Annotated in this window: 12 protein-coding genes; 7 read left to right on the forward strand and 5 right to left on the reverse strand. The window is 70.8% G+C overall.

Annotated elements, in window-relative coordinates; all coding sequences use genetic code 11:
- Positions 1-5 precede the first annotated feature (5 nt).
- From OHA37_RS06570 to OHA37_RS06595, 6 genes are all read left to right on the forward strand, one after another.
- Entirely contained in the window at positions 6-518 is a 513-nt protein-coding gene (locus tag OHA37_RS06570; RefSeq protein ID WP_053681718.1) for a MaoC family dehydratase, read from the forward strand.
- A gap of 4 nt (positions 519-522) precedes the next feature.
- Complete coding sequence (locus OHA37_RS06575; protein WP_266903382.1) at positions 523-1,728, forward strand: acyl-CoA dehydrogenase family protein; 1,206 nt, start codon at positions 523-525, stop codon at positions 1,726-1,728.
- Between the two features lie 185 nt (positions 1,729-1,913).
- Positions 1,914-2,570 carry a phosphatidylserine decarboxylase gene (locus OHA37_RS06580; RefSeq protein WP_266903384.1) on the forward strand — a complete coding sequence of 219 codons (657 nt, stop codon included), beginning with the start codon at positions 1,914-1,916 and terminating at the stop codon, positions 2,568-2,570.
- Between the two features lie 82 nt (positions 2,571-2,652).
- Complete coding sequence (gene pssA, locus OHA37_RS06585) at positions 2,653-3,435, forward strand: CDP-diacylglycerol--serine O-phosphatidyltransferase (RefSeq protein ID WP_266912559.1); 783 nt, start codon at positions 2,653-2,655, stop codon at positions 3,433-3,435.
- 266 nt (positions 3,436-3,701) lie between these two features.
- On the forward strand, positions 3,702-5,189 hold the full coding sequence (locus OHA37_RS06590; protein WP_266903386.1) for an AlkA N-terminal domain-containing protein: 1,488 nt from the start codon (positions 3,702-3,704) through the stop codon (positions 5,187-5,189).
- Between the two features lie 31 nt (positions 5,190-5,220).
- Positions 5,221-5,733: a methylated-DNA--[protein]-cysteine S-methyltransferase gene (locus tag OHA37_RS06595; protein WP_266903388.1), complete on the forward strand. Its 513-nt coding sequence runs from the start codon at positions 5,221-5,223 to the stop codon at positions 5,731-5,733.
- On the opposite strand, the gene OHA37_RS06600 is transcribed toward OHA37_RS06595, so the two are convergent.
- Genes OHA37_RS06600 through OHA37_RS06615 form a run of 4 tightly spaced genes read right to left on the reverse strand, consistent with a single transcriptional unit; the run spans position 5,730 to position 9,139 of the window.
- Positions 5,730-6,380, reverse strand: a complete 651-nt coding sequence (locus OHA37_RS06600; protein WP_266903390.1) for a CatB-related O-acetyltransferase — start codon at positions 6,378-6,380, stop codon at positions 5,730-5,732. The two genes, OHA37_RS06595 and OHA37_RS06600, sit on opposite strands and share 4 nt — an antisense overlap.
- Positions 6,381-6,383: 3 nt before the next feature.
- Complete coding sequence (locus tag OHA37_RS06605; RefSeq protein WP_266903392.1) at positions 6,384-6,812, reverse strand: hypothetical protein; 429 nt, start codon at positions 6,810-6,812, stop codon at positions 6,384-6,386.
- Between the two features lie 52 nt (positions 6,813-6,864).
- Positions 6,865-7,365, reverse strand: coding sequence for an NUDIX domain-containing protein (locus OHA37_RS06610; RefSeq protein ID WP_266903394.1), 501 nt, complete (start codon positions 7,363-7,365; stop codon positions 6,865-6,867).
- Positions 7,366-7,402: 37 nt separating this feature from the next.
- Positions 7,403-9,139, reverse strand: a complete 1,737-nt coding sequence (locus OHA37_RS06615; RefSeq protein WP_266903396.1) for a BCCT family transporter — start codon at positions 9,137-9,139, stop codon at positions 7,403-7,405.
- A gap of 144 nt (positions 9,140-9,283) precedes the next feature.
- On the opposite strand from OHA37_RS06615, the gene OHA37_RS06620 reads away from it, so the two are divergent.
- Positions 9,284-10,432: a glycerate kinase gene (locus tag OHA37_RS06620; RefSeq protein WP_266903398.1), complete on the forward strand. Its 1,149-nt coding sequence runs from the start codon at positions 9,284-9,286 to the stop codon at positions 10,430-10,432.
- Positions 10,433-10,709: 277 nt separating this feature from the next.
- Here the strand turns inward: OHA37_RS06620 and OHA37_RS06625 are convergent, their stop codons facing one another.
- Positions 10,710-11,321 (reverse strand): cysteine hydrolase family protein, encoded by a 612-nt coding sequence (locus OHA37_RS06625; protein WP_266912561.1) that lies wholly within the window; start codon positions 11,319-11,321, stop codon positions 10,710-10,712.
- Between the last annotated feature and the right edge of the window lie 239 nt (positions 11,322-11,560).

Here is an 11,560-nt window from a genome sequence, read left to right on the forward strand (position 1 = left end):
GCAGCATGCAGTTCGGACGCACCTACGAAGAGTTCGAGATCGGCGCGGTCTACAAGCACTGGCCCGGAAAGACGGTCACCGAGTACGACGACCACCTCTTCTGTCTGCTGACCATGAACCACCACCCGCTCCACATGGACAGCAACTACGCGGAGAACACGACCGACTTCGGCAAGAACGTGGTCGTGGGCAACTACATCTACTCCCTGCTGCTGGGCATGTCCGTGCCGGACGTCTCGGGCAAGGCGATCGCCAACCTGGAGATCGAGTCGCTGCGCCACGTGGCGCCGACCTTCCACGGGGACACGATCTACGGCGAGACCACGGTCCTCGACAAGACCCCGTCGAAGTCGAAGAACGACCGCGGCATCGTCTACGTGGAGACCAAGGGCTACAAGCAGGACGGCACCCTCGTCTGCGTCTTCCGGCGCAAGGTGATGGTCCCGACCGAGACGTACATCAAGGAGCGCGGCGGCGAGCAGCCCGGCCGCCCCACGCTGAAGGAACAGGGGAAGTAGAACCATGAGCCGACTTGCCCAGACCGCCGGCCTGACGGACGACCAGAGGGACATCCTCAAGACCGTCCGGGAGTTCGTCGACAAGGAGATCATCCCGGTCGCGACCGAGCTGGAGCACCGGGACGAGTACCCGCAGCAGATCGTCGACGGTCTCAAGGAACTCGGCCTCTTCGGCCTGATGATCCCGGAGGAGTACGGCGGCCTGGGTGAGTCGCTGCTCACCTACGCCCTGTGCGTCGAGGAGATCGCGCGCGGCTGGATGTCCGTCTCGGGCATCATCAACACGCACTTCATCGTGGCGTACATGCTCAAGCAGCACGGCACCCAGGAGCAGAGGGAGTACTTCCTTCCGCGGATGGCGCTGGGCGAGGTGCGCGGCGCGTTCTCTATGTCCGAGCCGGGGCTCGGCTCCGATGTGTCGGCCATCACCTCCAAGGCGGTCAAGGACGGCGACGAGTACGTCCTGAACGGCCAGAAGATGTGGCTGACGAACGGCGGCACCTCCACGCTGGTGGCCGTTCTGGTGCGCAGTGACGAAGGACACCCCGAGGGCACCGCGCCCCACAAGTCGATGACGACCTTCCTCGTGGAGAAGGAGGCCGGCTTCGGTGAGGTGCGTCCCGGCCTGACCATCCCCGGCAAGATCGACAAGATGGGCTACAAGGGCGTCGACACGACCGAGCTCATCATGGACGGACTGCGCATTCCGGCCAATCGGGTGCTCGGCGGCCAGACCGGCCGAGGGTTTTACCAAATGATGGACGGGGTCGAGGTCGGCCGCGTCAACGTGGCGGCCCGTGGTTGCGGCGTCGCGCAGCGTGCGTTCGAGCTGGGTGTCTCGTATGCCCAGCAACGTCACACTTTCGGCAAGGCCATCGCCGAGCACCAGGCGATCCAGTTCAAGCTGGCCGAGATGGCTACCAAGGTCGAAGCCGCCCATGCGATGATGGTCAATGCAGCACGCAAAAAGGACTCCGGGGAACGAAACGACCTCGAAGCAGGGATGGCGAAGTACCTCGCCTCCGAGTACTGCAAGGAGGTGGTGGAGGACGCGTTCCGTATCCACGGTGGCTACGGCTTCTCGAAGGAGTACGAGATCGAGCGCCTCTACCGAGAGGCACCCATGCTGCTCATCGGCGAAGGTACCGCCGAGATCCAGAAAATGATCATCGGGCGACGCCTGCTCGAGGAGTACCGGCTCCAGGGCTGAAAGTCCCTTTTGCGGTAAATCATCCAGTGGTTTTCCGCAAAAGAGTCACTAGCAGTCACTGGCTCACGGTCATCGACTCGGCTTCTGGCTTGCCCAGTTGTTGCGTGCAACCGATAGCATTCCAGTAAAGCCGCCGTCCCGTCCCCCCGTTTGCGGCGCGGCATCACCCGCTACGAAGGTCATCCATGCCCCACAGCCAAACCTCTGCACCTCGCGTCGGCCTCCTCGGTGGACGCCTCGCGCGCGGAGCATCGCCGTGGCTTCTGCCGACCGTCGCCACCGCCGCCGTCAGCCTCGTCCGGGCCCGCAAGTCCGGACGCTGGGCGGCAGTGGCCGTGCCCACCACCGCGCTCGCGGCGGGCATGCTGTGGTTCTTCCGCGACCCCGAGCGTGAGATCACTCAGGGCCGGGTCATCTCCCCCGCCGACGGTGTGGTGCAGAGCATCATGCCGTGGAAGGACGGGCGGACCCGCGTCGCGATCTTCATGAGCCCGCTGAACGTCCACGTCAACCGTGCGCCCCTCGCGGGCACGGTGACGTCCGTGGAACACGTTCCCGGTGGATTCGTTCCGGCGTTCAACAAGGAGAGCGAGAACAACGAGCGCGTCGTCTGGCACTTCGACACCGAGCTCGGCGACATCGAGATGGTGCAGATCGCCGGCGCCGTCGCCCGTCGCATCGTCCCGTACCTGCCGGCCGGCACCAAGGTGGAGCAGGGCGAACGCATCGGTCTGATCCGCTTCGGCTCCCGCGTCGACATCTACCTCCCCGAGGGCGTCGAGATCGCGGTCGAGGTCGGACAGGCCACCACCGCGGGGGTGACCCGAATTGACCGTGACTGAACCTGAAACCCCGGCGAACCTGTCGACGCCGGCATCGGGATGGGTACCCGAGGCGTCCGAGGAGGAGTCTCCCGAGGACGACATGCCGCTGTCACTGCGGCTGTCGATAGCGGACACCCTGACCCTCGGCAACGCGACGTGCGGATTCATGGCGGTGTACTTCACCACCACCGGGATCCTCATCCCGCACCTCACCGGCAGCGGCGAGTCGGGCATGGCCCGCAGCAGCGCGGCGACCGCCGTGATACTGATGCTGCTCGCCGCGGTCTTCGACCTCTTCGACGGCATCGTGGCCCGCAAGCTGCGCAGCTCGCCGATGGGCGCGGAGCTGGACAACCTGTCCGACCTGATCAGCTTCGGCCTGGCCCCGGCGTACTTCGTCCTCGTCTACGGCATGGTCGCCGATGACGCGGTGCAGAAGATGTCGGCGCTGGCGGCGATCGTCGTCCTGCTGGCCGTCGTCCTGCGCCTCGCGAGATTCAGCTGCGTGGCGATGAAGGACGGCATGTTCCAGGGCATGCCGAGCCCCTTCGGTGCGCTGACGGTCGTCTCGATCGTGCTGCTGGAGCTGCCGTTCATCCCGACCCTGCTGGCGATCGTCGGCGTGGCCTGGCTGATGGTGAGCCGGGTCGAGTACCCCAAGCCGCGGGGTGTCCTCGCGGTGGCGATGCTCAGCTGGATCGTCGCGGCGATGGGTCTGCTGGCCGCGTGGGCGTTCGACGCGCCGGGCGGCGGGCTGCTGCTCCAGACCGGCTGCGCGCTGCAGATCGCTCTGGCGGCGACCATCCCGCTGTTCGCGACGACCCGTCGCGCGAACACGTTCCGCCACAACCGCCGTGAGGCGCGGGCCACCCAGGCCCCGTAGCCCCGGCTGTACGCGCACGCAAGGGCCCCCGGCCGCCACCAGGCAACCGGGGGCCCTTTCGCGTGCGCGGGGGCCCTACGCCGCTGCGGCGGGGTCCGGGGCGGAGCCCCGGGGAACGGTGGAAGGGTGGGGTAGGGGACCTCGCCCCGCGCAGCGGCGCATCCGGTGCCGGGCCCGGCGGCGGGCGCCCGGCCGGGGGGGTCCCCGTAACGTTGGTGTCGGAAAACCGCCAGCCCGGGGACCGGCCGCCCAGGAGGATGGGAGCCATGTACACCGATACGGAGCGTTGCGTGCGGGCAGTCCAGTCGAAGGACGCCCGCTTCGACGGCTGGTTCTTCACCGCCGTGAGGACCACCGGCATCTACTGCCGCCCCAGCTGCCCCGCCGTACCGCCCAAGGTCGAGAACATGACCTTCCTCCCCAGCGCCGCCGCCTGCCAGCAGAGCGGCTACCGGGCCTGCAAGCGCTGCCGGCCCGACACCTCCCCCGGCTCCCCCGAGTGGAACGCCCGCGCGGACGCCGTCGCCCGGGCCATGCGCCTCATCCAGGACGGGGTGGTCGACCGGGAGGGCGTCCCGGGGCTGGCCTCCCGGCTCGGGTACTCCGCCCGCCAGGTGGAGCGCCAGCTGGGCGCGGAGCTCGGCGCCGGCCCCCTCGCCCTCGCCCGGGCCCAGCGCGCGCAGACCGCCCGGCTGCTGATCGAGACCTCCGGGCTCCCGATGGGCGACATCGCCTTCGCCGCGGGGTTCTCCTCGATCCGGACCTTCAACGACACCGTCCGCGAGGTCTTCGCCCTGGCCCCGAGCGAGCTGCGGGCCAAGGCCGCCGGCCGGGGGCCCGTCCGGGGTGCCGGGCCCGCCCAGGTGCCCGGCACCATAAGCCTGCGGCTCCCCTTCCGTGCCCCGCTCACCCCCGACAACCTCTTCGGCCACCTCGCCGCGACCGCCGTCCCCGGGGTCGAGGAGTGGCGGGCGGGCGCCTACCGCCGCACGCTCCGGCTCCCGTACGGCACCGGCGTCGTCTCCCTCACCCCGCAGCCCGACCACATCGGCTGCCGGCTCGCCCTGACCGACCTGCGCGACCTGACCATCGCCATCAGCCGCTGCCGGCGGCTCCTGGACCTCGACGCGGACCCCGAGGCCGTCGACGAGCAGCTGCGTGCCGACCCGCTGCTCGCCCCTCTCGTGGCCAAGGCTCCCGGCCGCCGGGTGCCCCGTACCGTCGACGCGGAGGAGTTCGCCGTACGGGCCGTGCTCGGGCAGCAGGTGTCCACCGCGGCGGCCCGTACGCACGCGGCCCGGCTGGTGCGCTCCTTGGGCGAGCCGGTGACCGACCCCGAGGGCGGGCTGACGCACCTGTTCCCGACCCCGCAGGCCCTGGCCGGGGTGGACCCGGAGTCCCTGGCCATGCCGCGCAGCCGGCGGGCCACCTTCACCACGCTCGTCTCGGCCCTGGCCGACGGCTCGCTCCCGCTCGGCATCGACAGCGACTGGGAGGCGGCCCGCGCACGGCTGGGGGCGCTGCCCGGCTTCGGGCCGTGGACCACCGAGATCATCGCGATGCGGGCCCTGGGCGACCCGGACGCCTTCATCCCGGGCGACCTGGGCATCCGGCGGGCCGCGCAGGGGCTCGGGCTGCCCTCCACGCCCGCGGCGCTGACGGCCCGCGCGGCGCGCTGGCGGCCCTGGCGCGCGTACGCCGTGCAGTACCTGTGGGCCACCGAGGACCACGCGATCAACGTCCTGCCCGCCTGACCCGACCGACTTCAGAGGAGTACGAGCCACCATGAGCAGCAGCACGAGTAGCACCAGGCACCACACCGTCGTGGACAGCCCCTACGGGCCCCTCACCCTCGTCGCCGCCGACGGGGTCCTCTGCGGGCTCTACATGACCGGGCAGCGCCACCGCCCGGCCGAGGAGTCCTTCGGGGAGCGCGTCGCGGCGAGCGAGGCCCCCTTCCCGGAGGTGGAGCGGCAGCTGACCGCGTACTTCGCCGGGGAGCTCACCTCCTTCGACCTGCCGGTCCGGCTGGAGGGCACCGAGTTCCAGCGCAGCGTGTGGGAGCAGCTCGTACGGATCCCCTACGGGCAGACCTGGTCCTACGGGGAGCTGGCCGCCAAGCTCGGCAAGCCGAACGCCTCGCGCGCGGTGGGGCTGGCCAACGGGAAGAACCCGGTCGGCATCATCGTGCCGTGCCACCGCGTCATCGGGTCGTCCGGCTCCATGACCGGCTACGGCGGCGGCATCGACCGCAAGGTCCGCCTGCTGGCCTTCGAGTCCGGAGCCGAGCAGCTCTAGGACTCAGCCGACGGGGGTGCGACCGCTTCGAGGTCCGCGACCGTACCGGACATGACGGCACGGACGTGCCGGGTGAGGTGCTCCACGGGCCAGTCCCACCAGGCGAGGGCGAGCAGGCGGGCGATCTCCTCGTCGGTGTGGCGGGTGCGGATGAGGGTGGCCGGGTTGCCACCGACGATCCCGTAGTCGGGGACGTCGTCCACGACCACGGCGCCGGCCGCGATGATCGCGCCGTGCCCGATGCGCACCCCGGGCATGACCATCGCGTGGTAGCCGAACCAGACGTCGTTGCCGACGACGGTGTCGCCCCGGCCGGGCAGGCCTGCGAGCAGGTCGAAGTGGTCGGCCCAGGATCCGCCCATGATGGGGAAGGGGAACGTGGAGGGGCCGTCCATGCGGTGGTTGGCGCCGTTCATGAGGAACCGGACCCCGGTGCCCAGCGCGCAGAACTTCCCGATGACCAGCTTCTCCGGCCCGTAGTGGTAGAGCACGTTGCGGGTCTCGAACGCGGTGGGATCGTCCGGGTCGTCGTAGTAGGAGTACTCCCCCACCTCGATCAGCGGCGAGGTGACCAGCGGCTTCAGCAGCACCACGCGCGGCTGGTCGGGAAACGGGTGGAGCACCGTCGGGTCCGCGGGGAAAGGCATGCCCTAGATGACCACCAGCGGCACCAGCAGCGCGAAGGCGGCGCCTGCCTCGACCGCGTAGGCGTACAGGGACGGGTGCTGGACGGGGGCCGCGAGCAGGACCACGCTCTGCTGGGCGGCGGCCGCGACGACCCAGTCGGCGTCGGCGCCGAGGCCGCCCTGGTACCAGCCCTCGCAGGAGCCGGGGCCGGTGACGGCCAGGACGTCGTCCTCGCGGCGGTAGAAGGCCTGCCAGCCCTCGGCCGGCACGGACCAGGCCTCGAAGTCGGTGAACTGGGCCCAGCCGCCGTCGCGGATCGCGGTGTCGAACATCCAGACCGGCACCCCGTCCGGGGTGACCTCGCCGCTCTCCTGCTGGTCGGTGGTGAAGTGGACCATGGGCAGGGCGTCGGGCCCGTCGGCGGTGCTGGGCCAGGCGTACATCGTGATCATCTGCTGAATTCTGTCCTGCTCGGTGTAGGCACGGAATAACGAGCGGAGGGCGCTACGAGGCCTGCGGCCTGCGGCCGTTCTCCAGCTCCACGGTGCCCTCGCCGGTCCGCAGGACCCGGCATGCCTCCACGGTGCGCAGGCCCAGGGATCCGAGCAGATGGTCCGTCAGCTCGGCCGGCTCCACCAGCCTCCACGAGATCAGCTCCTCTTCCTGGAGCTTGATGGAGGCGAGCTGTTCGGCGTCGAGCACGCCGCCGTCGTAGAGGTACGCGACGAGCGGGGGCCGGCCCTCGCCGACCGACCAGTCGACGGCGAGCAGCCGGCCGAGCGGTACGTCGATGCCGATCTCCTCGGCGCTCTCCCGGCGGGCGGCCGTACGCGGGGACTCCCCCGTGTCCGACTCGATGGTGCCGCCCGGCAGCGCCCAGCCCTCCCGGTAGTTGGGCTCGACGAGGAGCACCCGGCCCTCCGCGTCCCGGAAGAGGGCGGCCGCTCCGGCCAGCACCCGGGGCAGGCTCGTGATGTAGGTGGCGTAGTCATCGGTGGTGGTCACGCCGCAACCCTACCCAGCCGCCCCGGGTGGCCGGGGATCACTCCTCCCCGCCGCCGCCCGCCGGCCCGTCCTCCCGGTCGCGGTTCCTCGACTCCGCGACGCGGCGCAGGCGGGGGTGGCGGGCCGGGCCCTGTTCGGTGATGGCGTCGCCGACCATGGCCTTGACCGCGTCCCGCAGTCCGTGCAGGGCGTGGTGGCGGACGGGGCCCGCGCCCGGGTCCTCCCGCAGCTCCTTCACCAGGGCCCAGCACAGGAGCAGCATCACGACCACGAACGGCAGGGCGACCAGGATGGTGGCCGTCTGGAGGGACTTCAGGCCGCCCGCGACGAGGAGTACGGCGGCCACGGAGGCCATCAGCACGCCCCAGGTGACCACGAGCCAGGTCGGCGGGTGCAGGGAGCCGCGGCTGGTGAGGGAGCCCATGACGAGGGAGGCGGAGTCGGCGCTGGTGACGAAGTACGTCATCACCAGGAGCATGGCGATCCACGAGGTGACCGTGCCGAGCGGGAGCGCGTCGAGCATCGCGAAGAGCGAGGCCTCGGTGCCCTCCTTGGCCTTGGCGGCCATGTCGGCGACGCCGGTGGAGTCGAGGCGGATCGCGGTGCCGCCCATGACGCAGAACCAGACGACGGTGGCGCCGCTGGGCACCAGGAGCACGCCGACGAGGAACTCGCGGATGGTGCGGCCGCGCGAGATGCGGGCGATGAAGGTGCCGACGAAGGGCGCCCAGGAGAGCCACCACGCCCAGTAGAAGATCGTCCACGCGCCGAGCCACGCGCTGTCGGTGAAGGCGCCGGTGCGGGTGGCCATCGGGAGTAGTTCGTGCAGGTAGCTGCCGACGCTCGCCGGGATCACGTCGAGGATGTAGACGGTCGGGCCGAGGACGAAGACGAAGGTCATCAGGGCCGCGGCGAGCACGATGTTGATCGTGCTGAGCCATTTGACGCCCTTGTGCAGGCCGGAGAAGGCGGAGAGCACGAAGGCGGCGGACAGGGAGCCGATGATGATCAGCTCGACCGTGGTCGAGTCCTCGATCCCCGTCGTGATGTTGAGCCCCTTGGCGACCTGGAGCGCGCCGAGGCCGAGGCTGGTGGCGGTGCCGAAGACGGTCGCGAAGACGGCGAGCAGGTCGATGGCCTTGCCCTGCCAGCCGTTGGCCCGCTCCTCGCCCATGAGGGGGACGAAGGCGGAGCTGAGGCGGTTTCCGCGGCCCTTGCGGAAGGTCGCGTAGGCCAGGGCGAGGCCGGCGATGCCGTAGATCGCCCAGGGGGTGAGGGTCCAGTGGAAGAAGGAGTAGTCGAGCGAGGCCCGGGCGGCGTCGCCGGTGCCGGGGGCCGCGCCGGAGGCCGGGGGCGGGTTCAGGTAGTGGGTGAGCGGCTCGCCCACCCCGTAGAACATCAGCCCGATGCCCATGCCCGCGCTGAACATCATCGCGATCCACGCGAGGTTCGTGAACTCCGGCTCCGAGTCGTCCTTGCCGAGGCGGATCCGGCCGAAGCGGCTGATCGCGAGCACGACGCACATGACGAGGAACACATCGGCGGCGATCACGAAGAGCCACGCGAAGTTGCTCAGCACCCAGGCCAGCGCGCTGCTCGACGCCGAGTCGAAGGAACCCTTCCCGAGGGCCGCCCAGGCGACCACGGCCAGGACGGAGATCACTCCGATGACGACGACGGTACGGTCCGGGGTCCCGTCAGTGCCGCCGACGGGGCCTTCGGACCCGCCACCTGGGGAATCCGGACGTGGCTGTTCCAGTGAATCCGCGCTCATGCGGCCACACTATGCAGGCATATATCCCTATTTAGGGGTATGCCGCGCCGGGTGTGGCCCAGGCCACGCATGGGCATAGGAGGATCCTCCGGATAGGCTCATGGGTGGCGCGACTGCACTGTTCGATAGCAAGGGATTAGCAAGGTGACGGACGGAGCAGTAACTGAGACCGCGCGCGTGCTCATCGCCGCGGACAAATTCAAGGGCTCGCTCACGGCCGTTCAGGTCGCGGAGCGGGTGACGGCCGGCCTTCGCAAGGCCGTACCGGGCGTGGAGATCGAGACCCTCCCCGTCGCGGACGGCGGCGACGGTACGGTCGCGGCCGCCGTGGCGGCCGGTTTCGAACGCCGGGAGGTACGGGTCACCGGGCCGCTCGGTGACCAGGTCACGGCCGCTTTCGCCCTGCGCGAGGGCACCGCGGTGGTCGAGATGGCGGAGGCCTCCGGGCTCCAGCTGCTGCCGGCGGGTGTCTTCGCCCCGCTGACGGCGACCACCTACGGCTCCGGCGAACTGCTGAAGGCCGCACTCGACGCGGGAGCGCGCTCGATCGTCTTCGGTGTGGGCGGCAGCGCCACCACCGACGGCGGTGCGGGCATGCTGGCCGCGCTGGGCGCGGTGTTCCTGGATGCGAACGGTGAACCGGTCGGTCCGGGCGGCGGCGCGCTGGCCGGGCTGGCCTCGGCCGACCTGTCGGGCATCGACCCCCGCATCAAGGAGATCGACTTCGTCCTGGCGAGCGACGTGGACAACCCTCTGACGGGTCCGAAGGGCGCTCCGGCGGTCTACGGCCCGCAGAAGGGGGCGTCGCCCGAGGACGTGGCGACGCTGGACGCGGCGCTGGCGCACTTCGCGGTGGTCCTGGAGAAGTCGATCGGCTCCCTGGCCGCCGAGGCGGCGGTTTCGCCCGGCGCGGGCGGAGCGGGCGGCATCGGCTACGGGGCACTGCTGCTCGGCGCCTCGTTCCGGCCCGGCATCGAGCTGATGCTGGAGGTGCTCGGCTTCGCGCCGGCGCTGGAGCGGGCCACGCTGGTCATCACCGGCGAGGGTTCGCTGGACGAGCAGACCCTCCACGGCAAGGCTCCGGCCGGTGTCGCGGCGGCGGCTCGTGCGGCGGGCAAGCCGGTCGTCGCGGTCTGCGGCCGCCTGCTGCTCACGCAGGAGGCCCTGCAGGCCGCCGGCATCCAGCGGGCCTACCCGCTCACGGACATCGAGCCGGACCCGGCGGTGAGCATCCCGAACGCGGGGCCGCTGCTGGAGCGGGTGGCGGAGAACATCGCGGCCGACGTCCTCTGACCTGGCGGTCGGCTCTTCCGGAGGCCCGGATCCCCTGACGGGGGTCCGGGCCTCCGGCGTTCTCGGCCCTCCGGGCAGGGCGGCCCCGTGGGGGGAGAGAGTCCTCTACCCGCCCTTCCACCGTTCCCTGGGGCTCCGCCCCAGACCCCGCTCCTCAAACGCCGGAGGGGCTGGAATTGCCCTGCGGCAATCCAGCCCTCCGGCGTTTGAGGAGCGGGGGTACGGGCAGCGCCCGGGGAACGGTGGAAGGGCGGGTAGGGGAGCCAGCCCCGCAGGGTCAGGCCCGTACAGAGGCCGGCGCGGCGGTGCGGGCCGCGGTCACGAGTTCCGCGGTTTTGACGATCCGCGCGAAGCCGCCGCCCTGGAGGTTGACCGCGGTGGCGGTGGCGAGCTGGTCGGCCGTCAGCCGGGGTGCGTCCGGGCCGGGTTCGGCGGCCAGGTCGAAGGTGTGCGTGGCGTCGAGCGGCACGAGGACCTCGTAGCCCAGGTTCCCGGCCATCCGGGCCGTGGTCTCGACGCACATGTTCGTCTGGATGCCGGCGACGACCAGCTGTCCGACGCCCTGGGCGGTGAGCCATTCGGCGAGGTCCGGGGTGCCGTAGAAGGAGGAGTTCACGGACTTGGTGATGTGCAGGGCGGCCCCGCCGGCCCGCTCGGCGACGAAGTCCTTGAAGGCGTACCCGGGCTGGTCCGGCGCGAGGACGGAGCCGGCGGTGCGCGAAGCGTGCTGCACGAGCACGACCGGGCGGCCGGTCTCCTGCCAGGCGTCCATCAGCGCGGCGATGTTCCCCTCGGCGGCCGGGTTGTTGCGCGGCCCCCAGAAGTCCGGGTCGTCGAAGCCCTGTTGGACGTCGATGACCAGCAGGGCACTGTTCGCGGCGATCTCGATGCCGCTGTCGATACCGGTCGCGGTCGTGGCCGCCTGCTCGGTCTCGGTCGTGCTCATGGTCTCGGTCGTGGTCGTGGTCGCGGTCTCGATCTCGTTCGTCATGGCCTCATCCTGGGCGCCCCCGCCCCCTCGGACCAGTACCATCCGGCCCGCGAACCGATGGGATCCTGCCAGTGTGGCAGTTCGGGCCAGACGAGCTCCGCGGGCGGGCTCCGCCCCAGGTCGGGGGCCCCGCGGCG

The sequence above is a fragment of the Streptomyces sp. NBC_00335 genome (assembly GCF_036127095.1).
Lineage (GTDB): Bacteria > Actinomycetota > Actinomycetes > Streptomycetales > Streptomycetaceae > Streptomyces.

Excerpts from the sequence above, each read along its gene's own strand:
- OHA37_RS06615 (WP_266903396.1), bottom strand. The coding sequence starts at position 9,139 with ATGAGCGCGGATTCACTGGAACAGCCACGTCCGGATTCCCCAGGTGGC.
- pssA (WP_266912559.1), top strand. The coding sequence starts at position 2,653 with ATGCCGCTGTCACTGCGGCTGTCGATAGCGGACACCCTGACCCTCGGC.
- OHA37_RS06590 (WP_266903386.1), top strand. The coding sequence starts at position 3,702 with ATGTACACCGATACGGAGCGTTGCGTGCGGGCAGTCCAGTCGAAGGAC.
- OHA37_RS06575 (WP_266903382.1), top strand. The coding sequence starts at position 523 with ATGAGCCGACTTGCCCAGACCGCCGGCCTGACGGACGACCAGAGGGAC.
- OHA37_RS06595 (WP_266903388.1), top strand. The coding sequence starts at position 5,221 with ATGAGCAGCAGCACGAGTAGCACCAGGCACCACACCGTCGTGGACAGC.
- OHA37_RS06605 (WP_266903392.1), bottom strand. The coding sequence starts at position 6,812 with ATGATCACGATGTACGCCTGGCCCAGCACCGCCGACGGGCCCGACGCC.
- OHA37_RS06580 (WP_266903384.1), top strand. The coding sequence starts at position 1,914 with ATGCCCCACAGCCAAACCTCTGCACCTCGCGTCGGCCTCCTCGGTGGA.
- OHA37_RS06600 (WP_266903390.1), bottom strand. The coding sequence starts at position 6,380 with ATGCCTTTCCCCGCGGACCCGACGGTGCTCCACCCGTTTCCCGACCAG.
- OHA37_RS06570 (WP_053681718.1), top strand. The coding sequence starts at position 6 with ATGCAGTTCGGACGCACCTACGAAGAGTTCGAGATCGGCGCGGTCTAC.